This window comes from Pseudomonas sp. H3_D04 (assembly GCF_054669175.1).
The window spans coordinates 3,947,319-3,972,272 of sequence record NZ_CP162801.1; the positions used below are offsets into that span (position 1 = coordinate 3,947,319).

At 59.9% G+C, this 24,954-nt stretch carries 20 protein-coding genes; 10 read left to right on the forward strand and 10 right to left on the reverse strand.

Annotation, left to right across the window (positions count from 1 at the left end):
- Window positions 1–45 precede the first annotated feature (45 nt).
- From AB4N91_RS18130 to AB4N91_RS18150, 5 genes are all read left to right on the forward strand, one after another.
- Entirely contained in the window at window positions 46–1,380 is a 1,335-nt protein-coding gene (locus tag AB4N91_RS18130; RefSeq protein WP_458369347.1) for a TRZ/ATZ family hydrolase, read from the forward strand.
- A 59-nt stretch (window positions 1,381–1,439) separates the two neighbouring features.
- Window positions 1,440–2,138 (forward strand): bifunctional 2-polyprenyl-6-hydroxyphenol methylase/3-demethylubiquinol 3-O-methyltransferase UbiG, encoded by a 699-nt coding sequence (gene ubiG, locus AB4N91_RS18135; protein WP_010461694.1) that lies wholly within the window; start codon window positions 1,440–1,442, stop codon window positions 2,136–2,138.
- Window positions 2,139–2,142: 4 nt separating this feature from the next.
- Complete coding sequence (gene mupP / locus AB4N91_RS18140; protein WP_077747960.1) at window positions 2,143–2,814, forward strand: N-acetylmuramic acid 6-phosphate phosphatase MupP; 672 nt, start codon at window positions 2,143–2,145, stop codon at window positions 2,812–2,814.
- A gap of 188 nt (window positions 2,815–3,002) precedes the next feature.
- Window positions 3,003–3,743, forward strand: coding sequence for a YciK family oxidoreductase (locus AB4N91_RS18145; protein WP_007899713.1), 741 nt, complete (start codon window positions 3,003–3,005; stop codon window positions 3,741–3,743).
- A 374-nt stretch (window positions 3,744–4,117) separates the two neighbouring features.
- Window positions 4,118–5,044, forward strand: coding sequence for a GGDEF domain-containing protein (locus AB4N91_RS18150; RefSeq protein WP_077747962.1), 927 nt, complete (start codon window positions 4,118–4,120; stop codon window positions 5,042–5,044).
- Between the two features lie 109 nt (window positions 5,045–5,153).
- Here AB4N91_RS18150 and AB4N91_RS18155 read toward each other — a convergent pair whose 3' ends face one another.
- The 7 genes from AB4N91_RS18155 to AB4N91_RS18185 all read right to left on the reverse strand — a co-directional run bounded on the left by AB4N91_RS18155 (window position 5,154) and on the right by AB4N91_RS18185 (window position 12,978).
- The gene (locus AB4N91_RS18155; protein WP_409201932.1) at window positions 5,154–5,915 is read right to left on the reverse strand and encodes a TenA family transcriptional regulator; all 762 of its coding nucleotides are present in this window, start codon (window positions 5,913–5,915) and stop codon (window positions 5,154–5,156) included.
- Between the two features lie 78 nt (window positions 5,916–5,993).
- Window positions 5,994–8,453 carry an EAL domain-containing protein gene (locus AB4N91_RS18160; protein ID WP_424481665.1) on the reverse strand — a complete coding sequence of 820 codons (2,460 nt, stop codon included), beginning with the start codon at window positions 8,451–8,453 and terminating at the stop codon, window positions 5,994–5,996.
- A 135-nt stretch (window positions 8,454–8,588) separates the two neighbouring features.
- Window positions 8,589–10,406: an ABC transporter ATP-binding protein gene (locus AB4N91_RS18165; RefSeq protein WP_311098838.1), complete on the reverse strand. Its 1,818-nt coding sequence runs from the start codon at window positions 10,404–10,406 to the stop codon at window positions 8,589–8,591.
- Window positions 10,399–11,001 carry a DsbA family protein gene (locus tag AB4N91_RS18170; RefSeq protein WP_169858238.1) on the reverse strand — a complete coding sequence of 201 codons (603 nt, stop codon included), beginning with the start codon at window positions 10,999–11,001 and terminating at the stop codon, window positions 10,399–10,401. The genes AB4N91_RS18165 and AB4N91_RS18170 overlap by 8 nt, the downstream gene beginning before the upstream one ends.
- Before the next feature lie 39 nt (window positions 11,002–11,040).
- Complete coding sequence (gene trhO / locus AB4N91_RS18175) at window positions 11,041–11,982, reverse strand: oxygen-dependent tRNA uridine(34) hydroxylase TrhO (protein WP_460111452.1); 942 nt, start codon at window positions 11,980–11,982, stop codon at window positions 11,041–11,043.
- 165 nt (window positions 11,983–12,147) lie between these two features.
- Entirely contained in the window at window positions 12,148–12,441 is a 294-nt protein-coding gene (locus AB4N91_RS18180; protein ID WP_010461708.1) for a BolA family protein, read from the reverse strand.
- Between the two features lie 12 nt (window positions 12,442–12,453).
- Window positions 12,454–12,978 carry a DUF2059 domain-containing protein gene (locus AB4N91_RS18185; RefSeq protein ID WP_010461709.1) on the reverse strand — a complete coding sequence of 175 codons (525 nt, stop codon included), beginning with the start codon at window positions 12,976–12,978 and terminating at the stop codon, window positions 12,454–12,456.
- 191 nt (window positions 12,979–13,169) lie between these two features.
- On the opposite strand from AB4N91_RS18185, the gene AB4N91_RS18190 reads away from it, so the two are divergent.
- The gene (locus tag AB4N91_RS18190; protein WP_102595638.1) at window positions 13,170–14,564 is read left to right on the forward strand and encodes a class II fumarate hydratase; all 1,395 of its coding nucleotides are present in this window, start codon (window positions 13,170–13,172) and stop codon (window positions 14,562–14,564) included.
- Between the two features lie 121 nt (window positions 14,565–14,685).
- Here AB4N91_RS18190 and AB4N91_RS18195 read toward each other — a convergent pair whose 3' ends face one another.
- On the reverse strand, window positions 14,686–15,645 hold the full coding sequence (locus tag AB4N91_RS18195; protein WP_010461711.1) for a DMT family transporter: 960 nt from the start codon (window positions 15,643–15,645) through the stop codon (window positions 14,686–14,688).
- Between the two features lie 210 nt (window positions 15,646–15,855).
- Here AB4N91_RS18195 and AB4N91_RS18200 point away from each other — a divergent pair, with 210 nt between their 5' ends.
- Window positions 15,856–16,050, forward strand: a complete 195-nt coding sequence (locus AB4N91_RS18200) for a DUF6316 family protein (RefSeq protein ID WP_042932915.1) — start codon at window positions 15,856–15,858, stop codon at window positions 16,048–16,050.
- A 122-nt stretch (window positions 16,051–16,172) separates the two neighbouring features.
- Here the strand turns inward: AB4N91_RS18200 and AB4N91_RS18205 are convergent, their stop codons facing one another.
- Both AB4N91_RS18205 and pap read right to left on the reverse strand, forming a co-directional pair.
- Entirely contained in the window at window positions 16,173–17,357 is a 1,185-nt protein-coding gene (locus AB4N91_RS18205; RefSeq protein ID WP_221108757.1) for a thiolase family protein, read from the reverse strand.
- 102 nt (window positions 17,358–17,459) lie between these two features.
- Window positions 17,460–18,983 (reverse strand): polyphosphate:AMP phosphotransferase, encoded by a 1,524-nt coding sequence (gene pap / locus AB4N91_RS18210; RefSeq protein ID WP_077747970.1) that lies wholly within the window; start codon window positions 18,981–18,983, stop codon window positions 17,460–17,462.
- Between the two features lie 183 nt (window positions 18,984–19,166).
- On the opposite strand from pap, the gene mnmC reads away from it, so the two are divergent.
- The 3 genes from mnmC to ngg all read left to right on the forward strand — a co-directional run bounded on the left by mnmC (window position 19,167) and on the right by ngg (window position 24,870).
- Window positions 19,167–21,146, forward strand: a complete 1,980-nt coding sequence (gene mnmC / locus AB4N91_RS18215; protein WP_460111460.1) for a bifunctional tRNA (5-methylaminomethyl-2-thiouridine)(34)-methyltransferase MnmD/FAD-dependent 5-carboxymethylaminomethyl-2-thiouridine(34) oxidoreductase MnmC — start codon at window positions 19,167–19,169, stop codon at window positions 21,144–21,146.
- A gap of 199 nt (window positions 21,147–21,345) precedes the next feature.
- Entirely contained in the window at window positions 21,346–23,118 is a 1,773-nt protein-coding gene (locus AB4N91_RS18220; protein ID WP_010461733.1) for an N-acetylglutaminylglutamine amidotransferase, read from the forward strand.
- 3 nt (window positions 23,119–23,121) lie between these two features.
- The gene (gene ngg, locus AB4N91_RS18225; protein ID WP_460111463.1) at window positions 23,122–24,870 is read left to right on the forward strand and encodes an N-acetylglutaminylglutamine synthetase; all 1,749 of its coding nucleotides are present in this window, start codon (window positions 23,122–23,124) and stop codon (window positions 24,868–24,870) included.
- Window positions 24,871–24,954: the final 84 nt, after the last annotated feature.

A 24,954-nucleotide genomic window follows, 5' to 3' on the forward strand; every position in this document is an offset into this window, starting at 1 on the left:
GGTATACTTCGCCATCCTTTACAAAAGCACTGGAACCGACCCTCGATGCCGAACACTGCCGCTGCGCTCGACCTGTTATTGCTGCCGACCTGGCTGGTACCCGTCGAACCCGCTGGTGTTGTCCTCAAAGAGCACGGCCTGGGCATTCGCGATGGGCGCATCGTGTTTATCGGCCCACGAGCGGCTGCGCTGAAGCTTAACGCAACCGAAGTTCGTGAGTTGCCGGACATATTGCTCAGCCCCGGCCTGATCAATGCCCACGGGCATGCGGCGATGACGCTGTTCCGGGGCCTGGCGGACGATCTGCCGCTGATGACCTGGCTGGAAAACCACATCTGGCCCGCCGAAGCCAAGTGGGTCGACGAAGATTTTGTACGCGATGGCACCGACCTGGCGATCGCCGAGCAGATCAAAGGTGGCATCACCTGTTTCTCTGACATGTATTTCTTCCCGAAGGTTGCCAGCGAACGTGTCCATAACAGTGGCATACGCGCACAAATCGCCATTCCGATCCTCGATTTCCCGATTCCAGGGGCCAGCACGGCGGACGAGGCCATTCGTCAGGGCGTCGAATTGTTCGGCGATCTCAAGCACCACGAGCGGATCAAAGTCACGTTCGGCCCCCATGCGCCCTACACCGTGGGCGACGAAAACCTGGAGAAGATTCGGGTGATCGCCGAAGAACTGGACGCCTCGATTCACATGCACGTCCATGAAACCGCGTTCGAAGTGCAGCAATCGGTCGAGCAGCGCGGCGAGCGCCCCCTGGCCCGACTCGGCCGCCTGGGATTGCTCGGCCCGCGCTTCCAGGCCGTGCATATGACCCAGATCAGCGATGAAGACCTGGTGCTGCTGGTAGAAAGCAACACCAATGTGATTCATTGCCCGGAGTCCAATCTCAAGCTGGCGAGCGGCTTCTGCCCGGTCGAGCGTCTTTGGCAGGCTGGCGTCAATGTCGCCATCGGTACCGATGGCGCGGCCAGCAACAACGACCTCGACTTGCTCGGCGAAACCCGCACTGCCGCGCTGTTGGCGAAGGCTGTCGCTGGCTCGGCCACTGCGCTGGACGCCCATCGCGCACTGCGCATGGCCACCCTCAATGGCGCCCGTGCGCTGGGGATCGAGACTGAAACCGGTTCGCTGGAAGTTGGCAAAGCCGCGGACATCGTCGCGTTCGACCTCTCGGGCCTGGCGCAGCAACCGATCTACGATCCGGTTTCGCAGCTTATATACGCCACCGGCCGCGACTGCGTGAAACATCTGTGGGTCGCCGGCAAACAATTGCTCGACGACCGTCGCCTGACTCGCCTGGACGAGGAGCAGCTCTGCGCCACCGCCAAGGCCTGGGGTCAACGCATCAGCGGCCACACCGAACAGTAAGCCTCCCCGGACTGACTTCCGGGGCAACAGGATTTTTCAAGTTTTAGAGGACTTAAACCATGAGCAACGTCGACTACGCCGAAATCGCCAAATTCGAAGCCCTGGCCCATCGCTGGTGGGACCGCGAAAGCGAGTTCAAACCGCTGCACGACATCAACCCGCTGCGGGTCAACTGGATTGACGAACGGGTCAACCTGGCCGGCAAGAAAGTCCTCGATGTGGGCTGCGGTGGCGGCATCCTCAGCGAAGCCATGGCTCAGCGCGGCGCCACCGTCATGGGCATCGACATGGGCGAAGCGCCGCTGGCGGTCGCGCAATTGCATCAGCTGGAATCCGGCGTGAGCGTCGAGTACCGGCAGATCACCGCCGAAGCGCTGGCCGAGGAAATGCCTGAGCAGTTCGACGTGGTCACCTGCCTGGAAATGCTGGAGCACGTGCCGGATCCGTCCTCGGTGATCCGCGCCTGCTTCAAAATGGTCAAACCGGGCGGCCAGGTGTTCTTCTCCACCATCAACCGCAATCCGAAGGCGTATCTGTTCGCCATCATCGGTGCCGAATACATCATGAAGCTGCTGCCGCGGGGCACTCACGACTTCAAGAAATTCATCCGCCCTTCCGAGCTGGGTGCCTGGAGCCGCATGGCCGGCCTGACCGTCAAGGACATCATCGGGCTGACGTACAACCCGCTGACCAAGCACTACAAGCTGGCGGCCGATGTGGACGTCAACTACATGATCCAGACCCTGCGCGAGGAGTAAGCCGATGCGTATCAGAGCAGTCCTTTTCGACATGGACGGCACGCTGCTCGACACCGCGCCGGACTTCATCGCCATCTGCCAGGCGATGCGCGCCGATCGCGGCTTGCCGCCGGTGAACGACAAGCACATCCGCGACGAGATTTCCGGCGGGGCCAAGGCGATGGTCGCCGTGACCTTCTCCATGGACCCGGAATCACCGGGTTTCGAGGAATTACGCCTGGAGTTTCTGGAGCGTTACCTCGCCGGTTGCGCGGTTCACAGCAAACTCTTCGACGGCATGGGCGAACTGCTGGTCGACATTGAGAAAGCCAACCTGATCTGGGGCGTGGTCACTAACAAGCCGCTGCGCTTCGCCGAGCCGATCATGCAGCAGCTTGGCCTGGCCGAGCGCTCGGCACTGCTGATCTGCCCGGACCATGTCAAGAACAGCAAGCCGGACCCTGAGCCGTTGATCCTGGCGTGCAAGATGCTCGACCTGGACCCGGCCAGCGTGCTGTTTGTGGGCGATGACCTGCGCGATATCGAGTCCGGTCGCGATGCCGGCACCAAAACGGCTGCCGTGACCTACGGCTACATTCACCCGGACGACAACCCGCGGCATTGGGGGGCGGATGTGGTGGTGGATCATCCGCTTGAGTTGCGCAAGGTGCTCGATAGCGCTCTTTGCAGCTGCTGAGTACCGCAGATTTTGTGGCGCGGGAGCTTGCTCCCGCTGGGGCGCGAAGCGCCTCCTCTATCTACAAACGCATTCTGTCAGGCACACCGTATCTGGTGATTTACGACTGCTTTGCAGTCGAACGCGAGCAAACTCCCTCGCCACAGTTTCGGTGCCCGCCTTTGTGTTGAATTGTTGTGAGGTTTCTTATGTTTGATTATTCCGCCCGCCCTGAATTGCTCAAGGACCGGGTCATCCTGGTTACCGGCGCAGGTCGCGGCATTGGCGCTGCGGCGGCGAAAACCTACGCAGCCCATGGTGCAACCGTACTGCTGCTGGGCAAGACCGAAGCCAATCTGACTCAGGTCTATGACGAAATCGAAGCCGCCGGGCATCCACAGCCTGCGGTGATACCGTTCAACCTGGAAACCGCGTTGCCTCATCAATACGATGAGCTGGCCGCGATGATCGAAACAGAGTTCGGCCACCTCGACGGTTTGCTGCATAACGCGTCGATCATTGGTCCGCGCACGCCGATCGAGCAGCTGTCCGGCGAGAACTTCATGCGCGTCATGCACGTCAACGTCAATGCCATGTTCATGCTCACCAGCACCTTGCTGCCGCTGCTCAAGCTGTCTCAGGACGCTTCGGTGGTGTTCACCTCCAGCAGCGTCGGTCGTAAGGGTCGCGCGTACTGGGGCGCTTATGGCGTGTCCAAGTTTGCCACCGAAGGCCTGATGCAAACCCTGGCCGACGAAGTCGACACCGTGGCGCCGGTGCGCTCCAACAGCATCAACCCGGGCGCTACCCGCACCAGCATGCGCGCCCAGGCATACCCGGGTGAAAATCCGCTGAACAACCCTACGCCCGAGGAGATCATGCCGGTCTACCTTTACTTGATGGGTCCGGACAGCACTGGCATCAACGGCCAGGCTTTCAACGCACAGTAACAACCGCACGTCGCTTTTTGTACCGCGCCGGGTTCCCGGCGCGGCCCTGAAAGCACCCCGCAAGTGCAGTGGTTTAAGTCAATACGCCGCCGCCCTTTCTGCCTGAAACCCTTCAGAAATCCTTCAACTTGTTGATTTTCAAGGATTTTTATTCAAAGGAACTCATTGGCATGACTTTCGCTCTAATTTTGCTCAGACACGCCGTGTGAAAGCAATCGGGCGGACGCCTCAGTCGATAGGTTACTTATATTCGGCAAAGCGGACTAAACTTGCGCCAAATGTCCTACGGGACTGATGGACCAGTATGACGCGCAGCCCAAAGCCGCTCTCACCCAGCCTGTAAGACAGCCTTACTGCTTAGGGGCTCACGCCATATGAAATCACCATCCCAGACCAACGCAATTGACTTCGACAGCGCCAAATTGCAACGCCTGGGCTTTGGTCAGCAACCTCCCATTCTGGAGCGGCCATTCAGCCTTGCACAAGTGCGCCAGCAACTTGGCCAGCAACTGCAGACCAGTCTTGAGCCACAACGCATTCTCGGACTTTTCTTCCGCGAGATTCAACGCCTGGTGCCGCTGGATGCGCTGACTTATCAGCACTCGGCCAGCGACTTGCGTCTGGAATTCGGGCATCGCGGCCACCATTCCGTCACTTACAGCCTCAGCCATGAAGGCGAGAACCTGGGTGAACTGGTGTTCCGCCGCAATCAGCGGTTCAGCGACCACGAACAAGGCAATCTGGAATCGCTGCTGTCCACGCTCCTGTTCCCGATGCGTAACGCCCTGCTCTACCGTGCGGCGACGCAAAGTGCACTGCGCGATCCGTTGACCGATACCGGCAACCGCATCGCCATGGATCAGACCTTAGAGCGTGAAATCGAGATGTCGCGGCGCCACTTGATGCCGTTGTCACTGCTGATGCTGGACATCGATCACTTCAAAAACGTTAACGATAATTTCGGCCACAGTGCGGGCGATGACGTACTCAAGAGCGTCGCAGCCTCGATCAAGAACCAGCTGCGCAATGTGGACATGGTGTTCCGTTTTGGTGGCGAAGAGTTCCTGATCCTCCTGTCCAACACCAGTCGGGAAGCCGCCGCCATGGTCGGCGAAAGACTGCGGTTTGCGGCACAGGCGCAGAGTTACAAAGCCGATGGCAATCAGATCGAGCTGACGGTCAGCCTGGGTTGCTCGACCCTGCTGCCCGGCGAATCGGCCGATAGTTTGTTGCGTCGGGCCGACAGCGCGCTGTATGTCGCCAAGCGCGAAGGGCGTAACCGGTTGGCCATGGCGGGTTAATCCTTCAGCTGAGCCACATAACTAATGTGGGAGTGGCGGTGCGGCGATCCGACTTGCTCGGATCGCCGCAACGCCGCTCCCACATTTTTTTGCCTGTAATACCTATGGATCAGCTTTCGGCCAATGCCATGCGCTCACGCGCGACCGGAGCCTTTTCAGAGTGTTCCAACTGCATGCAGCGCTCCAGGAACAGGTGCATGTAGTCGTAACTCTTGCAGACAGCCTGGCGCAATTCCACTTGCAGGGATTTGCTCGGGTTCAGGCCCGCCAATGTGCAGATGATTTCAAGCGCTTCCCAGGGATGGGCATCATCGTACTGAGCGTGCATCTTCAACCACTTCATGGCCCGCTTGCGATCTTCCTCCGGGAACGCGGCCGCGTAGACACCATTGGAACAGACCAATGCCGACCACTCTCCAGTCGCACCTTCGATGGCATAGTTGGTCGCGGCAATGGCGACAATCAGCGAATCCGCCGAACTGGTGTGCCAGCACCAGTGGCTCAAGGCGTGAAGTTCAGGTGCAACGTGTTGCGCCTGCAAGTCTTCCAGGCTGACCCCATGGGCCCGACTCCAGTTAACCCAGTAATCGGCATGGTTAAGTTCGACACGAATGTTACGCATCAACCAACGACGCGCCATGTCTTCACCGGGGTGGCGGGCAAAACGAGTCTTGGTCAGGTTTTGTGCCATATATAACGCGAACTGTTCAACGACGGGCCAGCCACCAATAAGGTACTGCCGCATGGTTTTTGCGCCGAGCTTATTGTCTCGCATGCGCTGATACAGTTCGTGTTCGACAACCCGGCGCTTACTCTCGCTGCAGTCCTTGATGAGCTGTTGCGCCCATACGGGATAACTTGCAGCTTCCATGAGTGGTCCGGTTCGATTGAATGTGTCGATCACTGTCGGGCTCCTTTTGATTGTGATTGTTAGGATCAGCAAGAGATTTCAACGGAACGTGCCGGGCGCCTTGAATAACAAAGGTTGAGGCCGGGCAGGACGACTTTGCAAACTATCGCAGGTAAACAGATGCGGGCGTTCAATGACATACCCTTGAGCGAAGTCGACCCCGATCTCCAGCAATGCCTGCTCGATCTGGGGTGTTTCTACAAACTCGGCAATCGTGCGCTTACCCATGACATGGCCGATGTGATTGATCACTTCTACCATGGCGCGGTTAATCGGGTCGTCCAGCATATCCTTTACGAAACTTCCATCGATCTTCAAGAAGTCTACAGGTAAATGTTTCAAGTAGGCGAATGAGGACATACCGGCGCAGAAGTCATCCAACGAAAAGTGACAACCTAAACCTTTGAGTTCATTGATAAATCTAATTGCACTTCCCAAATTGGAAATTGCACTGGTCTCTGTAATTTCAAAACAAATCATTTCAGGTGGAATGGACCATGCAACAAACTGTTCCCTCAGGAAGTCCAGAAACGCGTCATCTCCGATAGTAGTGCCTGACAGATTAATCGCACACATGGCCAAAGGACCTTTGCGCTCTTCGGCAATACATTGGGCAATGATCTTAAAGACGTTCTGCACCACCCAACGATCAAGTGCGGTCATCAGACCATAACGTTCGGCAGCCGGAATAAAACTGTCCGGTAATATCATGCGCCCGGCTTCATCATGTAGACGCAACAGGATTTCTATATGCCCGCCGCCGTGTTCGGTATGACCAAGGGGTGCGATTTCCTGGGAATACAGGCAAAAGCGATCCTCTTCCAGGGCCATGTGCAGGCGCTGTACCCACGCCATCTCACCGAAACGCAGGGACAGTTCCGAATCATCGGCGTTATACACCTGAACACGGTTACGCCCTTTTTCCTTGGCCATGTAACAGGCCATATCGGCAGCACGCAGCGAGGCTTCGAGGGTGGTCGGGGTTTGCGCGATATGAACCATCCCGATGCTCACCGTTGTGACGAATGGCCGGCCTTTCCACACAAAGTGCAGGTTCTGCACGGTATGGCGCAGGCTCTCGGCAATTTTCTCGGCCGCTTCCGGCGGACAGTCTTCCAGCAAAATCCCGAACTCGTCGCCACCCAGCCGGGCCAGCGTGTCACCTTCGCGCAAGCCTGATTGCAACAGCGCGCAGATATGCCGAAGCAGTTCGTCACCCGCCGCATGGCCGCAGGTATCGTTGACCAGTTTGAACTGGTCCAGATCGAGGAACATCAAGGCGTGGCGCCCAGAGTATCGGGTCAGGTTGTGCAGCGCCTGCTCCAGGCGATACTCGAACTCGCGACGATTGGCCAGCCCGGTCAAGGCGTCGTGGGTCGCCTGCCAGGACAGATTGGCGATGTACTGGCGCTCCTGAGTCATGTCATGCAACACCAGCACGGCGCCACTGACCTTGTCGGCGTTGCGGATCGGCGCCCCGACCAGGGTGACCGAGACGGTGCTGCCGTCAAGGCGCTGGATCAGTTTGGAATGCTCGCTGGCGCCGCTGAGCTGACCGCTCAATATGTGCTCGATCAAGGTAAAGCCGTCAGCCTGAGCGTTGTCATCCAGCAGATTGAACAAGGCCGCCAGCGGCAAGCCGATGGCCTGCTCGCCCTTCCAGTGAGTCAACGCCTCGGCCGCCGGGTTCATGTAGGCGATCGCACCGTCGACATCCGTGGTAATCACCCCGTCGCCAATGGATTGCAGGGTGATCTGCGCCCGGTCTTTCTCCAACTGCAAGGCCTCGGCAAAGGCATGGCGCTGTTTGAGCAGTTTGTGGGTACGCATCAGCGCTAATGCAATCAAGCCCAGGGCCGTGGCCAGGTTCGTGACCAGCAGCAGGCGCAGAATCAAGCGCGAGCCCTCGCCCAAGGCATCGCTGAAGGCGGTGGCGGCAGGCGTCACACCATCGTTGATTGCAAAAATCTGGTCTTTCCAGCGTTTGATGTCAGCGTCCGACGCCTTATTTTCGGTAATGCGCCGGTGCATCTCTTGGGCGACGTTATCGAGTTGCACCAGATACGCGTCACCCACCGTCCAGCGGTCGATGGCTTTTTCAAGGTAACTGAAATGCCTGAAATTGAGGTACAGCCAGATCACGCTGGAGACGTCGTCGGGATGATTGCCACCCTTGAGAATCGCCACCCGTGCGGCTTCGATATTCGGTGGCTGGTGATCCAGCGCCACGCGCAACTCGTGACCACCCTGGGGTACGGCAATGGCGTTCTGGTACTTGAGGAAAATGGCCTCGTCGCGACTGTCCGCGTAGAGATTGAGGTAATAGATGGCGTCCTTCTGGCCCTTGGACCACAGGCTCTCCCCGGCCACATAGCCGCGAACTGCCGAAAGTACATAGAGACTGACCCCGCCCAACAGCGCTTGAAATAGCACTACGGCAATAAATGGCCAGACGATGCCCAATAACCTAGGGGTTCCGAGAGTCCGCTTTTGCTTCATGAGGTCCCTTGTATTAGCACTGCCAGATCATCATCCAACGTGATCGCTACAGCTAGACTAGGGTGCGTATTCGATCCCGGCAAGCCAGCGCCCGTATTTTGCATGCACTTGCCGCAAACCTGACGCGGGCTGTCACTAATGCTGCTGTAAATGGCCATAAAGCTTGGCGTACAACCCACCTTCGGCAATCAGTTGCTGATGGTCACCATCCTCGGCAATTTGCCCGCCGTCGAACACCAGCACCCGATCAGCCTGTTTCACCGCCGACAACCGATGCGCAATGATCAGCGTGGTGCGGTTGCTCAAGAACCGCGCCAGCGCCAGGTGCAGGTTGTATTCGGTGGCAGCGTCCAGCGCCGAGGTGGCCTCGTCGAGAATCACCACTTTGGGTTCCGCCAGCACCATCCGCGCAATCGCCAGCCGTTGCCGCTGACCACCGGACAAGCGCACGCCAGAGCGTCCGACAATGCTGTCCAGACCATCAGGCAATTCTCGAACCGTTTGGTTCAGCTGGGCAATCTCCAGCGCTTGCCAGCAGGCCTCGTCGCTGCGCAGACGGCCCATCGTCAGATTGGCGCGTATCGTGTCATTGAACAGCGCGGGGTGTTGCAGGACCACGGCGACGTTTTCGCGCACGGTCTCCAGGCCGATCTCCTGCTGGGTCGAGCCACCGAAGCGGATGGTCCCGGCAAGGGGCGTGTACAACCCCAGCAGCAACTGCACCAGGGTGCTCTTGCCGCCACCGCTGGCACCGACAATCGCCACTTTTTCACCGGGGGCGATGGACAGGTCCATCTGGTTTAACACCAACTCGTCGCCGTATCCGAAACTCAAGCCCTGGACTTCGATGCCCACGGTGTCCCGCCCCTGAAACGGATCGACACCGCCGGGGTATTGCGGCTCATCGGCGCGGGCCAGCAACTCGTTGATCCGCGACAGCGCACCGCCGGCGGCGTAATAGGCGTATTGCAAATTGAGCAGTTGCTCGACCGGACCGATCATGAACCACAGGTAGCTGAACACCGCCAGCATCTGCCCGATGGACAAGTCGGAGAACAACACGGTGAGCATCGCCGCAGCGCGGAAAATATCGATGCCGAACTGGAACAGCAAGCCACTGGCACGGTTCGACGCATCGGTCTTCCACTGCGAGGTCACCGCATAATCGCGCACTTCCCGGGCCCGCTGCCCCAGACGCCCGAGGAAAAACCCCTGACGGTTGCCGGCACGCACTTCCTGGATCGAGTCGAGGGTTTCGGTCAGGGCCTGGGTGAAACGCGAGGTGCTGTCATTCTCGAGCTTCTTCAGGTGCTTGACCCGCTTGCCCAGTTGCACCGTGGCGTAGATCACCAGCGGATTGAACAACATGATCAAAAGCGCCAGCTTCCAGTGCATCCAGATCAGAATGCTTGCAGTGCCGACCAGCGTCAGCATCGCCACGAGGAATCGACTGAGTGTCTCGCCGACAAATTTGTCCAGCGTGTCCAGGTCCGTGACCAGGTGCGTGGTCACCGTGCCGCTGCCCAGGCTTTCGTATTCCCCCAGGGAAATACGCTTGAGCCGTTCGATCAGCCGTATGCGGATGCGATACACGATGTCTTTGGCCAGCGCCGCGAACAACTTCGCCTGCACCACGTTAAACAGCAAGGCGCCGCAGCGCAGCAACAAGGTCACCAGCAGCATCAGGCCGATGTAGCCCGCCGCTTTCTGCCAGCCTTCCGGCAACGCGTGGTTCATGATTTTCAGCGCGGAATCGCCATGCCCCAGCAGCACTTCGTCCACCAGCAACGGCAGCAGCAACGGAATCGGCACGCTGCACAGGGTGGCCAGCACCGCCACGCCATTGGCGATCCACAGGGATTTTTTATGGTGAAGTGCCAGCCGCCGGATTTCAGCCCAACTCAGCCGATCGACACGCTTGGGAGCTGGCGTGTCATCGGGCAGGTCATGCACAGGCAGCGCGCTCCAGCCAACGGCCGAGCAATGGCGACAATTCACTCAAGGGTTGATAGCCATTGGTCAGCAGCGCCAGTTGCCCGCTACGTTCGGCCAACAGCGTTGGGAATCCGGCGATGCCGAGGTCCTGGACCCAGGTGAAATCGGCAGCAGTCGCGGCGTGCTGATCGGCACGGTCGAACGCGGCCGCAAACTCGATGCGCGGCAGGCCGGCTTTCTCGGCCAACTCGACCAGGACACTGGCGTGGGTGACGTCTCGGCCTTCGGCATAGAACGCGTGCTGAATGAGGCCGAGCAGTTTCCACGCGCAATCCGGCGCCAGGCTACGCGCGGTCACCAACGCCCGGCAGGCAGGCTCGGTGTCGTAGACAAAACCGTCAGGCAATGCGCCTTCGGTCTTGAACGGTTGGCCGGTGGCCTGGGTGACGGCTTGCCAATGCTCAAGGATGTAGCGCCGGGTAGTCGGCTCCAATGCGGAGCCGCTGCCGGTGCGCAAGCCGCCCACCACCAGGTGCACGTCCACCCCTGCAGCCTGCGCCTGCTCGACCAGCGCGTTGGCGACGGGCGCAAAGCCCCAGCACCAGGAACACATCGGGTCCATCACATAGAGCAGGCGTTGGGCAGACATGGTTCAAGCCTCTGAAGGAGTTTGCTTGTAGTTGTAGCCGATCGGGTGAGGCAGGTTGCGCGCCTTGGCCAGTTCGATCTGCTTCTGCCGATCAATGGCGCTGCGACGGGTTTTCTCGCTCAGCGTATCCCAGCAATGCGGGCAACTGATGCCGGCCACGTAATGCTCGGACGTGCGGTCTTCGACGCTTACCGGCGTACGACAGGCATGACATTGATCGTAGTCGCCTTCGCTGAGGTCATGGCGCACGGTCACGCGGTTGTCGAACACGAAGCAGTCGCCCTGCCATTTGGTTTCTTCCTGCGACACCTCTTCAAGGTACTTCAGGATACCGCCCTTGAGGTGATAGACCTCGTCGAAACCCTGGCTGAGCATGTAGCTAGAGGCCTTCTCACAACGAATGCCGCCGGTGCAGAACATCGCGACTTTCTTGTGCACGGCCGGGTCGAAGTGGGCTTTGATGTAGTCGGGGAATTCGCGAAAACTGGTGGTTTTCGGGTCGATGGCGCCTTCGAAGGTGCCGATCGAAACCTCGTAGTCGTTGCGGGTGTCGATCAACAGCACTTCAGGGTCGCTGATCAGCGCATTCCAGTTCTGTGGATCGACGTAGGTGCCGACCTGTTTGTTCGGGTCCACGCCTTCGACGCCGAGGGTGACGATTTCTTTCTTGAGCTTGACCTTGGTGCGGTAGAACGGCTGGTCGTCGCAGTACGACTCTTTGTGGTCGATGTCGTCCATGCGCGGGTCGTTCTTGAGCCAGGCCATCAGCCCGTCTATACCTTCGCGGCTGCCGGACACGGTACCGTTGATGCCTTCTTCGGCGATCAGCAGCGTGCCCTTGATGCCATTGTCGACCATGGCTTGCAGCAGTGGCTCGCGCAGGGCAACGTAATCTTCCAGAGTGACGAACTTATACAGTGCCGCCACGACAATCTGTTGTGTCATGGGTGTTTCTCCAGGTGGCTACCCTCGCAAAGGGTGAACCGGAATAAAAAAAACGCGCCGGGTGAGCGGCGCGTTGGGCAGTCTATCAAAAATAAGTGCTTCTGTAGGAGCAAGGCTTGCCCGCGAAGGCGATCTTGAGGACGCCTTCGCGGGCAAACCTGGCTCCTAGCTGCCGCCAGCGCAGGTTGGCGAGGCCGGGGCCGCGTCGATCTGTGCCCATTCTTCAGGCGTGTAGGTATGCAACGCCAACGCATGGAACTCGCCCATCAGCTCGCCGAGCGTACCGTAGACTTTCTGGTGACGCTTGACGCGGTTGAGCCCTTCAAACTGCTGGCTGACCACCACCGCCTTGAAGTGGGTCTGCAACCCACGGCTGTGCATGTGGCTTTCATCCAGCACTTGCAGATGCTCGGGCTGTAACAAGCCCAGCGTCGATTCGATGCGTTGTTGCATGGTCATACCGGGCTCCGCTTAAGGCTTTTTCTTGGCTGGAGCGGCGGCGCCTTTAGGCTCCAGCTCGGCAGTCATGTCAGCCAACAGCTTGTTGACCACAGGCACCGCGCTTTCCAGCTTGGCTTGAGTCATCTGGGCCGACTGCTGAGTCAGCTGCGGCATTTTTTCCAGGACTTTCTTGCCCAGTGGCGACTTGTAGAACGCGACCAGGTCTTTCAGCTCGGATTCGCTGAAGTTGGTGGTGTAGAGCTTGACCATGTCTGGCTTCAGCTTGTTCCAGCCAATGGCTGCGTCCAGAGCGGCGTTGGCCTTGGCTTGATAGGTTTCCAGCAGGGCTTTTTTCGATTCAGGGGCTTTGGTCTGTTCAAAGCGCTGAGCGAACATTTGCTGCACTTGCATGTACACCGGAGTGCCCAATTTGTCAGCGTGCGCCAGGGTCAGGAAAGCTTCGGCACTGGCGTTGTGGCTGGCGGTATCGGCAAAAACAGGGCCGCTGGCGCAAACCAGTGCAACCGCGGTACAGATGGCACGAAGACGAGTCATCGAGTTTCCTTTTCTAGCAGGCGAGGTAAAACCCCAAGGGCGACCATTCTGCGCCTAAAAAAGTGTGTCACTCAACCCCAAGCCTTGTCAGGCCTGAATTAGAGGGGGCGAACGGTCAAAAAACAGACTGATGGAACCACGGCCGGCGATCACGGCCTAAACTGCGCTATCGACCTACAGGAGTGTGCAAGATGAGCCGTATCGAAACCGACAGCCTTGGCCAGGTGGAAGTCCCGGATGAGGCCTACTGGGGTGCTCAAACGCAACGCTCGCTGATCAACTTCGCCATTGGCAACGAACGCATGCCCCTGGCCGTGCTGCACGCACTGGCCCTGATCAAGAAAGCCGCGGCGCGGGTCAATGACCGCAACGGCGACCTGCCCGCCGACATCGCCCGCCTGATCGAACAGGCCGCAGACGAAGTGCTCGACGGCAGCCACGACGACCAGTTCCCGCTGGTGGTCTGGCAGACCGGCAGCGGCACCCAGAGCAACATGAACGTCAACGAAGTGATCGCCGGCCGCGCCAACGAACTGGCCGGCAACCCGCGTGGTGGCAAGACCCCGGTTCACCCCAATGATCACGTCAACCGCTCGCAAAGCTCCAACGACTGCTTCCCGACCGCCATGCACATTGCCGCCGCCCAGGCAGTGCAGCAGCATTTGCTACCGGCAATCAGTGAACTCTCCGGCGGCCTGGCCGAGTTGGCGGCGCGGCACATGAAACTGGTCAAGACCGGCCGCACCCACATGATGGACGCCACGCCGATCACCTTCGGCCAGGAACTCTCGGCGTTCATCGCGCAACTGGATTACGCCGAACGGGCAATCCGCAGCGCACTGCCGGCGGTCTGTGAACTGGCGCAGGGCGGCACCGCGGTTGGCACCGGGCTGAACTCACCCCACGGTTTTGGTGAAGCGATCGCTGCGGAGTTGGCGGCCCTTTCCGGCCTGCCGTTCGTTACCGCGCCGAACAAGTTCGCCGCGCTGGCCGGCCATGAGCCGCTGACCACCCTGTCGGGCGCGCTGAAAACCCTCGCCGTGACCCTGATGAAAATCGCCAACGACTTGCGTCTGCTAGGTTCCGGGCCGCGTGCAGGTTTTGCCGAAGTGAAACTGCCGGCCAACGAACCGGGCAGCTCAATCATGCCGGGCAAGGTCAATCCGACCCAGTGTGAAGCGCTGTCGATGCTGGCGTGCCAAGTCCTGGGCAACGACGTCGCCATTGGTTTTGCGGCGAGTCAGGGGCACTTGCAACTGAACGTGTTCAAACCGGTGATCATCCACAACCTGCTGCAATCGATCCGCCTGCTGGGCGATGGCTGCAGTAACTTCCAGCAGCATTGCATCGCCGGCCTGGAACCGGACGCGGCGAAAATGGCCGAGCACCTGGAGCGTGGGCTGATGCTGGTGACCGCGCTGAACCCGCATATCGGCTACGACAAATCGGCGGAGATTGCCAAGAAGGCTTACAGCGAGGGGCTGACCTTGCGAGAGGCGGCATTGCAACTGGGGTATCTGACGGATGAAGAGTTTGATGCGTGGGTAAGGCCGGAGAATATGTTGGAAGCGGGCGCCAAGGGCTGAGTGTGTAGCGCCTGACAATCAGCCATCGCGAGCAGGCTCGCTCCCACAGGGGGCCGCATTCTTCTGATAGAACTCGGTTAAATGTGGGGGCGAGCCTGCTCGCGAAGAACGATAACGCGGTTCAACCTGCGGCTATCCGTACTCGCCGAGCCCTGAGCCCGGCAATCAACGAAGGCCCCAACGCCACCAACGCCGACCCCACCACCACCAACACCGCCCCGCCATACCCCAGGCCATTGATCGTCTCGGCATGCACATATTCCGGCCATGCCCACGCGGCCACGGCCACTGCGCCAAACGTCACCAACGGTGTTATCGCCAGCGTCGCACTCACCCGCGAAGCTTCCCAATGGGCCAGCGCTTCGGCAAAGGCGCCATAAGCGATCAAGGTGTTCATGCAGCACGCCAGCAATAACCAGCCTTGCAACGGGTTCAACTGCAGCGCCTCCAGCGGATGCACCCAAGGCGTCAGCAACAGCGCGCAGAACAGGTAGATCACCATCATCACCTGCAACGAATTCCACACCGTCAGCAATTGCTTCTGCCCCAGTGCGTAAAACGTCCAGACCGTCGAAGCCAGCAGCACCAGCAACACGCCGGCGGTGTAATCGGTCAGCGAGGTCAACAGCTCGGCCAGACGTTGATTAAAGAACAGCGCGAAACCGATCAGCAGCACCAGCAGACCAATCCCCTGCCCCACACTGAACCGTTCCTTGAATACAAACAGGCTGGCGATCAGCAACATGATCGGGCCCATCTGCACCACCAGTTGCGCGGTGCCGGGGCTGAGCAGGTTCAGGCCCATCAGGTACAACACGTAGTTGCCGACCAGGCCCAGCACCGCCATCAACACCAGCCAGCCACCGCGCGGGCCGAGGACTTTGCGACTGGGCAGGCGCCTGGTCGCCGCCAGATAAATGAACAGACAACCACCGGACACCGTCAGGCGAAACCAGGTCACCGTCACCGGGTCCATCACCAGCAGGACTTGCTTGAGTTTGATCGGCAGGATTCCCCACAGGACTGCGGTCAGCAAGGCCAGGAACAGACCGTAAACCCAGCGACCGGATGAAATGTGCATGCGAACCCCAAAGCCAGATGGCAAGAAACACCATTCTAGGCGCAGACCTCGGCGTGACACAGGGACAGTTGGCGACGGGCCGCGAATGAAACTGTGCAGGTCGCACCATTAATCTGGCGAAGTGCCGCCGATCAGTTGGTCAGGCGCCGCAAGTGGTTCATGCATAAGCTCATTGGATCCGCTAACCGGAACATCCCTCAGGAGACCGCCATGTACGGCAAGCGCGCCCAGGACACCGCCCCCGCCACGCACTTTCGTTGCGACCGGGTATGTCGTGTGAATGGAGAACTATTTTTCAGCACCCGGGAAAACACGCTGGAGGGACCGTTTGATAATCCGCAGGCGGCTGCACGGGAGATTCAGGCTTACATCGCGCGGATGCAGCTTGTGAGTCTAGATCGATAGACCGAGGTGTTGCCATCGCGAGCAAGCTCGCTCCCACAGGGTTCTGATGCGCGCCATAGATCCAATGTGGGAGCGAGCCTGCTCGCGATAGCGGTTAATCAGGCAACAGAAGTCTTGCGGACTTAGCGCACCGCTTCGAACAACCCCGTCGCCCCCATCCCGCCACCCACGCACATGGTGACCACGCCATACCGCAAGTTGCGCCGCTGCAACTCACGCACAATGTGCCCGACCTGACGCGAGCCGGTCATGCCGAACGGGTGGCCGATGGAAATCGAGCCGCCATTGACGTTGTACTTGTCGTTATCGATTTCCAGGCGATTGCGGCTGTACAGGCACTGCGACGCAAACGCTTCGTTCAGCTCCCACAGATCAATGTCACCCACCCGCAAACCCTTGGCCTTGAGCAATTTCGGCACCGAGAACACCGGACCGATGCCCATCTCGTCCGGTTCGCACCCGGCCACCGTGAAACCACGGAAGAACGCCTTGGGCTTGAGACCCAGCGCCAGGGCTTTTTCCAGACTCATGACCAGCGTCATCGAAGCGCCATCGGACAGCTGCGACGAGTTACCCGCCGTGACCGAACCGTCTTCGGCAAATACCGGTTTCAGCCCGGCCAGGCTTTCCAGCGTGGTGTCTGGGCGGTTGCAGTCGTCGCGGTCGACGATCCCGTCGAGGATCTGCACCTGGCCGGTGACCTTGTCTTCAACCCGATACTTCACCGCCATCGGCACGATTTCATCATCGAACAAACCAGCGGCCTGAGCCTGGGCCGTACGCAGCTGACTCTGCAGGGCATACAGATCCTGTTCCTGGCGACTGACGTCGTAACGACGTGCAACGATTTCAGCAGTCTGGCCCATCGGGAAATAGAGGCCCGGCACCTGCTCTTTCAGAAGCGGGTTGATCAGGTGGTCGGTGTTGACGCTTTTCATGGTCAGGCTGATCGACTCGACGCCACCGGCCACGATGATGTCGCTGCAGCCCGACGCGATCTGGTTGGCGGCGATGGCGATGGCCTGCAAGCCCGACGAGCAGAAACGGTTGAGGGTCATGCCTGCGGTGCCGATACCCAGGCGTGACAACACCGCGACGTTGCGACCGATGTTATAGCCCTGGGCGCCTTCGTTGGAGCCCGCGCCGACGATGCAATCCTCGACACTGGCCGGGTCGATGCCGGTGCGCGCCAACAAGGCATCGACGCAATGCGCCGCCATGTCATCCGGACGGGTCTGGTTGAACTTGCCGCGAAAGGATTTGGCCAGGCCGGTCCGCACGCTGTCGACGATCACCACTTCACGCATGGCATACCTCATTGTTGTTATCGGTTGGGAGTGGACCGAGCATAAGTCCACCCCATAACCGACCGCGACAATCATTCACCCCGCGTATGCGTAACCATCGGCTCACGACTTGCGTTTTTTGGCCTTCTTGTCGTGCTTGTCTGATTTTTCGAACGCGGCTTCCAGCGCCAGGTTGATCGTGCGCAGGACCTTGACCCGGGCCCAGCGCTTGTCATTGGCCTCCACCAGCGTCCATGGCGAGATTTCCGTGCTGGTGCGGTCAACCATGTCGCCGACGGCCGCGCGATAAGCGTCCCACTTGTCCCGATTGCGCCAGTCGTCTTCAGTGATCTTGAAACGCTTGAAGGGAATGTCTTCACGGGATTCGAAACGCTCCAGTTGCGTTTCCTTGTCGATGGCCAGCCAGAACTTGACCACGATGACGCCCGATTCGGAAATCTGCTCTTCGAAATCGTTAATCTCGCTGTAGGCCCGCAGCCAGTCGGCGGGCGGACAGAGTTCTTCGACGCGCTCGACCAATACCCGGCCATACCACGAGCGATCGAATACGGTGAACTTGCCCTTGGCCGGAATGTGCCGCCAAAAGCGCCACAAATACGGTTGCGCCCGTTCTTCCTCGGTGGGCGCGGCAATCGGCACGATGCTGTACTGACGTGGATCGAGCGCCGCGGCCACGCGCCGGATTGCACCGCCCTTGCCCGCCGCGTCATTGCCTTCGAACACTGCGATCAAGGCGAATTGGCGCATGCGTTTGTCACGCATCAGGCCGGAGAATCGCGCCTGCTCGGTAATCAGTTGTTCTTCGTAATCTTCCTTGTCCAGACGCTGGCTCAAGTCGAGGCTGTCAAGCAAGTTGAGCTGATCGACATGGATCGGCAGCGGCGCAGCGTTGACCTTGGCCGGATGGATTCTGGATCGTTTCAAGGCACTTTGCAGGCCTTCGAGCAGGATCTTGCCCACCGCCAGACTGCGGTAATGCACATCCACGCCTTCAATCACGTGCCAGGGCGCGTAGTCGCGGCTGGTGCGACGCAACACGCGCTCGCCGTACTTCACGAACTTGTCGTAAGTCCGGGATTGTTGCCAGTCCAGCGGACTGATGCGCCAGCTGTGCAAAGGGTCGTCGGCGAGTGCCTTGAGGCGCGCCTTCATCTGCTTCTTGGAGAGGTGAAACCAGAACTTGAAAATCAGCGCGCCTTCGTCGCAGAGCATCTTTTCAAAGCGCTCCGACTGGTTGATCGCCTGATCCAGCACCGCGTCCTTGAACAGTCCATGGACCCGGCCCTGGAGCATCTGGCTGTACCAGTTGCCGAAGAAAATCCCCATGCGCCCCTTGGCCGGGAGCATTCGCCAGTAGCGCCAGGCCGGAGGTCGCGCCAGCTCTTCATCGGTCTGCTGATCGAAAGTGCGGACTTCGATAAGACGCGGGTCCATCCACTCGTTGAGCAGCTTGACCGTCTCGCCCTTCCCGGCGCCTTCAATGCCGTTGATCAGGACGATCACCGGAAAGCGCTTTTGCTGTTGAAGTTCGAACTGCGCTTCGAGCAACGCTTCACGCAGTGCCGGTTCTTCAGCGTCGTAGGTTTCTTTGTCGATGGCGTGACCGATTTCAGCAGATTCGAACATGGACGACTCCCTTTCCTGATTGCGCCAAGACTAGCGGATTGGGCTGTCCGTCATCACAGAAAATTCCTTGGCGGTCGGCTTTTTGTGGCGATTGCCTGTGGCACCACTACCCGACACTGCCATGGATCAGGCATCACCACCTCGATCAGCTAGAATGACCGCCTTGCCGTTGCCGAGCCTGCCATGAAACCTGTATTACCTCACGCCCAACTCGACTGGGACGACCAGGGTCGCCCGTATTCGCGGGTGTTCGACGATGTCTATTTTTCGGACAAGTCAGGCCTTGAAGAAACCCGCTACGTATTTCTCGAACAGAACGGTTTGCGTGAACGCTTCGCCGCGTTGGCCGACGGCGGTCGACTGGTCATTGGCGAAACCGGTTTCGGTACCGGACTTAACTTCCTCTGCGCCTGGCAGTTGTTCGAACAGCACGCCGTGGCCGGTGCGCGCCTGCACTTTATCAGTGTCGAAAAGTACCCGCTGAGCCAGCCAGACCTGCAGCGTGCGCTGGCTTTGTGGCCGGAGCTCAAGCCGTTTGCCGATCAATTGCTGGCGCAATACGTGGCGATCCATCAAGGCTTCCAGCGAATGGTCTTGGACAACGGTCGTGTGACCCTGACGTTGCTGATCGGCGATGCGCTGGAGCAATTGCCGCAGCTGGACGCGCAGGTTGATGCGTGGTTTCTCGACGGTTTTGCCCCGGCGAAAAATCCCGACATGTGGACCGCCGAGTTGTTTGCCGAACTGGCTCGATTGGCAGCGCCCGGCTCGACCATTAGCACGTTCACCAGCACCGGTTGGGTGCGCCGTCTGTTGAACGCGGCGGGTTTCAAGATGAAGCGCACGCCCGGCATCGGTCACAAATGGGAAATCCTGCGCGGTGTGTTTCTGGGCTGGCCTGCAGAAACCCCCACGCCTGTCGTTGCGAAACCCTGGTTTGCCCGCCCAACGCCGTTGACCGGCGAACGTCACGCTTTGGTGATTGGCGCAGGACTGGCCGGTTGCGCCACCGCCGCCAGCCTGGCGGCACGGGGCTGGCAAGTCAGTTTGCTGGAGCGCCACGATGCGCTGGCACAGGAAGCGTCGGGCAATCCCCAGGGCGTGTTGTACCTCAAGCTCTCGGCCCATGGCACGGCCTTGTCACAGTTGATTGTCAGTGGATTCGGTCACACCCGGCGTTTGCTTGAGCACTTGCACCGAGGCGTCGACTGGGACGATTGCGGCGTGCTGCAACTGGCCTTCAACGCCAAGGAGGCCGAACGTCAGGCACAACTGGCGGCGGCGTTTCCCGAGGATTTGCTGCACACACTCGATCAGCAACACGCGCAGATCCGCGCGGGCATCGCGTTGCAATCGGGTGGCCTGTTTTACCCCGAAGGCGGTTGGGTGCATCCGCCCGCCCTGTGCGCATGGCAAGCGGCACATCCGAATATCCGGTTCCTGCCCCATCACGATGTACTGGAACTGCGTCGTGTCGAAGGGCAATGGCAAGCGTGGGAGGGTCATAGGCTGCTGGCCAACGCAGCGGTGGTGGTGCTGGCCGGCGCCGCCGAGATCAAGCGTTTCGACTTCAGCAGCGACTTGCCGCTCAAACGGATTCGTGGACAGATCACCCGCCTGCCCCAAACACCTGCAAGCCAGAGCCTGAGCACCGTGGTATGTGCCGAAGGTTATGTCGCGCCGGCCCGCCTGGGTGAACACACCCTGGGTGCCAGTTTTGATTTCAACAACGACGACCTGACGCCCACCACGGCCGAGCATGCCGGCAACCTGCAGATGCTCGAAGAAATCTCGGTGGATCTGGTCGCCCGACTCGGCGCAGAGGCCCTGCAACCCGAGGCACTTGAAGGTCGCGCGGCGTTCCGCTGCACCAGCCCCGACTACCTGCCAATTGTCGGCCCTTTGTCTGACCGCCAGGCCTTCGCCGACGCCTACATCGCCCTGAGCAAGGACGCCCGGCAAACGCCAGACACCCCATGTCCATGGCTGGACGGTTTGTACGTCAACAGCGGCCACGGCTCACGAGGGCTGATTACCGCGCCGTTGTCAGGCGAGTTGCTCGCGGCCTGGCTCGACAACGAACCGCTGCCATTACCCAGAGCCGTGGCCGAGGCGTGCCATCCGAATCGTTTCGCCTTGCGGCGCCTGATTCGGGGTAAATGAATCCGCATTCTTTCGGTTTAATCGATCGATCTATCCCGTGCGGACCGGCGTTTTCGGCTGAAGGCGCCTCCCTGCACATTCCCTCTTATTACTTATCGATCTAAAACTCCCACGATCCCACCGGGTCAGTTTCTGAGTACCCGCCGTTTTTGGCGGGTATCGATTGACCCTCCCCAACGGAAAAACCGGTAAGGACTTTATGTGCGGATTAGCTGGCGAGTTACGCTTTGATCATCAACCTGCGGACCTTGCAGCCGTTGAACGAATCACCCATCACCTGGCCCCTCGCGGCCCTGACGCGTGGGGCTTCCACAGCCAGGGGCCGATTGCCCTGGGCCACCGTCGCCTGAAAATCATGGACCTGTCGGACGGCTCGGCGCAGCCGATGGTCGACAACCAATTGGGTTTGTCCCTGGCCTTCAATGGCGCGATCTACAACTTCCCGGAACTGCGCACCGAACTGGAAAGCCTCGGTTATGCCTTCTATTCCGGTGGTGACACCGAGGTGCTGCTCAAGGGTTATCACGCCTGGGGCGAGGCACTGCTGCCGAAACTCAATGGCATGTTCGCCTTCGCGATCTGGGAACGCGACGCCAAGCGCCTGTTTATCGCGCGTGACCGTCTCGGCGTGAAGCCGCTGTACCTGTCGCGCACCGGCCAGCGCCTGCGCTTTGCCTCGGCGCTGCCGGCGTTGCTCAAAGGCGGCGACATCAACCCGATCCTCGATCCGGTGGCACTCAATCACTATCTGAATTTCCACGCCGTGGTCCCGGCACCGCGCACCTTGCTGGCCGGCATCGAAAAACTGCCACCGGCCACCTGGATGCGCATCGAAGCAGACGGTACCACTGAGCAGAAAACCTGGTGGACCCTGCCTTACGGCCCACACGCCGACGAGATGAACCTGACGCTCGAAGACTGGCGTGACCGTGTACTCGACAGCACCCGCGACGCGGTGGCGATCCGTCAACGTGCGGCCGTGGACGTCGGCGTACTGCTGTCGGGCGGTGTCGATTCGAGCATGCTGGTGGGTCTGTTGCGTGAAGTCGGCGTGGAAAACCTGTCGACCTTCTCTATCGGTTTCCAGGATGCCGGCGGCGAACGTGGTGATGAGTTCCAGTATTCGGACTTGATCGCCAAGCACTACAACACGCAGCACCATCAACTGCGCATCGACGAAAAAGAGATCATCGAGCAACTGCCCGCGGCGTTCCGCGCCATGAGCGAGCCGATGGTCAGCCATGACTGCATCGCCTTCTACCTGCTGTCACGGGAAGTGGCCAAGCATTGCAAAGTGGTGCAGAGCGGCCAGGGCGCGGACGAGTTGTTCGCCGGCTATCACTGGTACCCACAAGTCGATGGCGCCGCCGATCCGTACGCGGCCTATCGCGATGCGTTCTTCGATCGCAGCTACGAGGATTACGCCGCCACCGTGCAACCGAAATGGCTGACGGCCAATGACGCTGCCGGTGACTTCGTGAAGGAACATTTCGCACAACCCGGCGCCGAGGCGGCGGTGGATAAAGCCCTGCGTCTGGACAGCACGATCATGTTGGTGGACGACCCGGTCAAGCGTGTCGACAACATGACCATGGCCTGGGGCCTGGAAGCGCGCACACCGTTTCTCGACTATCGCCTGGTGGAATTGTCGGCCCGGGTGCCGGGCAAATTCAAACTGCCGGACGGCGGCAAGCAAGTCTTGAAAGAGGCTGCTCGACTGGTCATTCCAAGCGAAGTGATTGACCGCAAGAAAGGTTACTTTCCGGTGCCGGGCCTCAAGCATTTGCAGGGCGATACGCTGAACTGGGTGCGCGAACTGCTGCTCGATCCAAGCCAGGATCGCGGCCTGTTCAACCCGGCCATGCTCGACCGCCTGCTGACCGATCCGCAAGGCCAGCTGACTCCGTTGCGCGGCTCCAAGCTGTGGCAATTGGCGGCGCTGAACCTGTGGCTCAGTGAACAAGGAATCTGATCGATGAAACCCCACGCCACGGCTTACAGCCAACGCTTGTTGCGCGGTCAGTCCCCCTCCTATGAACGTTTGCAGGCACGGCTGGCCGAAGACGGCAGTGAACTGGGCGCGGCGCCGATTGCGGTGCATTGCGGCTGGGGCCGGTTGCTGATCGGCCATACCTTCCCGGACGCGGCGAGCCTGGCGCAAGAGTTGCTCAACGAGCAGCCCGGTGAGCGCGACATCGCCTTGTACGTGGCCGCCCCCCAGCAAGTATTGGGGCTGGAACCGGCGCAACTGTTCCTCGACCCTTCCGACACCTTGCGTCTTTGGTTCAGCGATTACCGTCAGTCAACCCGGGTGTTTCGCGGTTTTCGCATTCGCCGGGCGCAAAGCGAGACTGATTGGCAGGCGATCAATCAGCTGTACCAGGCGCGCGGCATGTTGCCCATTGATGCGAATTTGCTGACGCCGCGACATCAGGGCGGCCCGGTGTATTGGCTGGCCGAAGATGAAGACAGCGGCGCGATCATCGGCAGCGTCATGGGCCTCAACCATCACAAGGCGTTCAACGATCCAGAGAACGGCAGCAGCCTGTGGTGCCTGGCGGTCGATCCGCACTGCTCGCGGCCCGGCGTCGGTGAAGTGCTGGTGCGGCATTTGATCGAGCACTTCATGAGCCGTGGGCTGAGTTACCTGGACCTGTCGGTGTTGCACGACAACCGGCAGGCGAAAAGTCTCTACGCCAAGCTTGGTTTTCGCAACCTGTCGACCTTCGCCATCAAGCGCAAGAACGGCATCAATCAGCCGCTGTTTCTGGGTCCTGGGCCTGAGGCCGATTTCAACCCCTATGCGCGGATCATTGTCGAGGAAGCCCATCGACGCGGCATCGATGTGCATGTCGATAATGCCGACGCCGGGATGTTCACCCTCAGCCATGGCGGACGCCGGGTGCGTTGCCGCGAATCCCTGAGCGACCTGACCAGCGCCATCAGCATGAGCCTGTGCCAGGACAAAAGCCTGACGCACAAAGTGCTCAAGGCCGCCGGTTTGAACCTGCCCTCGCAGCAACTGGCCGGCAACGCCGACGACAACCTGGCGTTTCTCGACGAGCACGAGCGGGTGGTGGTCAAGCCTTTGGATGGTGAGCAAGGTCAAGGCGTCGCGGTGGATTTGCGGACGATTGAAGAGGTCCAGCAAGCCATCGAATCAGCCCGGCAGTTCGACAGCCGCGTGCTGCTGGAAAGTTTCCACGAAGGTCTCGATTTGCGAATTGTAGTGATCGGTTTCGAGGTGGTCGCCGCGGCGATTCGCCGGCCTGCGGAGGTGGTGGGCGATGGTCAGCATTCCATCGGCGCGCTGATCGAAGCGCAGAGTCGGCGTCGGCAGGCGGCCACCAGCGGTGAAAGCAAAATCCCGCGGGACCATGAGACCGAGCGCACGCTGCAGGCGGCGGGTTATGACTACAACAGTATTCTGCCGGCCGGCGAGCATCTGTTCGTCAGGCGTACGGCAAATCTGCATACCGGTGGCGTTCTGGAGGATGTCACGGCGATCTTGCATCCGACCCTGATCGATGCCGCCGTACGGGCTGCGCGGGCGCTGGACATTCCCATGGTCGGGCTCGACCTGATGGTGCCTGCCGCCGATCAACCGGAATACGTGTTTATCGAAGCCAACGAACGCGCCGGGCTGGCCAACCATGAACCGCAGCCGACGGCCGAGCGGTTTGTGGATTTGCTGTTTCCGCACAGTCAGCCGGCAGTTTCCTAGTCACGGGTCGGCTGGACTGACGCCTTCACGGGCAAGCCTCGCTCCTACAAAGGAACGCGTATTACCTGTAGGAGCGAATCTTGC

Coding starts and splice junctions, on each gene's coding strand:
- AB4N91_RS18155 (WP_409201932.1), bottom strand. CDS start 5,915: ATGGAAGCTGCAAGTTATCCCGTATGGGCGCAACAGCTCATCAAGGAC.
- AB4N91_RS18205 (WP_221108757.1), bottom strand. CDS start 17,357: ATGCGTGAAGTGGTGATCGTCGACAGCGTGCGGACCGGCCTGGCCAAA.
- AB4N91_RS18220 (WP_010461733.1), top strand. CDS start 21,346: ATGTGCGGATTAGCTGGCGAGTTACGCTTTGATCATCAACCTGCGGAC.
- mnmC (WP_460111460.1), top strand. CDS start 19,167: ATGAAACCTGTATTACCTCACGCCCAACTCGACTGGGACGACCAGGGT.
- ngg (WP_460111463.1), top strand. CDS start 23,122: ATGAAACCCCACGCCACGGCTTACAGCCAACGCTTGTTGCGCGGTCAG.
- AB4N91_RS18170 (WP_169858238.1), bottom strand. CDS start 11,001: ATGTGTTCCTGGTGCTGGGGCTTTGCGCCCGTCGCCAACGCGCTGGTC.
- AB4N91_RS18180 (WP_010461708.1), bottom strand. CDS start 12,441: ATGACCATGCAACAACGCATCGAATCGACGCTGGGCTTGTTACAGCCC.
- AB4N91_RS18150 (WP_077747962.1), top strand. CDS start 4,118: ATGAAATCACCATCCCAGACCAACGCAATTGACTTCGACAGCGCCAAA.
- AB4N91_RS18185 (WP_010461709.1), bottom strand. CDS start 12,978: ATGACTCGTCTTCGTGCCATCTGTACCGCGGTTGCACTGGTTTGCGCC.
- pap (WP_077747970.1), bottom strand. CDS start 18,983: ATGTTCGAATCTGCTGAAATCGGTCACGCCATCGACAAAGAAACCTAC.
- ubiG (WP_010461694.1), top strand. CDS start 1,440: ATGAGCAACGTCGACTACGCCGAAATCGCCAAATTCGAAGCCCTGGCC.
- trhO (WP_460111452.1), bottom strand. CDS start 11,982: ATGACACAACAGATTGTCGTGGCGGCACTGTATAAGTTCGTCACTCTG.
- AB4N91_RS18145 (WP_007899713.1), top strand. CDS start 3,003: ATGTTTGATTATTCCGCCCGCCCTGAATTGCTCAAGGACCGGGTCATC.
- AB4N91_RS18200 (WP_042932915.1), top strand. CDS start 15,856: ATGTACGGCAAGCGCGCCCAGGACACCGCCCCCGCCACGCACTTTCGT.
- mupP (WP_077747960.1), top strand. CDS start 2,143: ATGCGTATCAGAGCAGTCCTTTTCGACATGGACGGCACGCTGCTCGAC.
- AB4N91_RS18130 (WP_458369347.1), top strand. CDS start 46: ATGCCGAACACTGCCGCTGCGCTCGACCTGTTATTGCTGCCGACCTGG.
- AB4N91_RS18190 (WP_102595638.1), top strand. CDS start 13,170: ATGAGCCGTATCGAAACCGACAGCCTTGGCCAGGTGGAAGTCCCGGAT.
- AB4N91_RS18160 (WP_424481665.1), bottom strand. CDS start 8,453: ATGAAGCAAAAGCGGACTCTCGGAACCCCTAGGTTATTGGGCATCGTC.
- AB4N91_RS18195 (WP_010461711.1), bottom strand. CDS start 15,645: ATGCACATTTCATCCGGTCGCTGGGTTTACGGTCTGTTCCTGGCCTTG.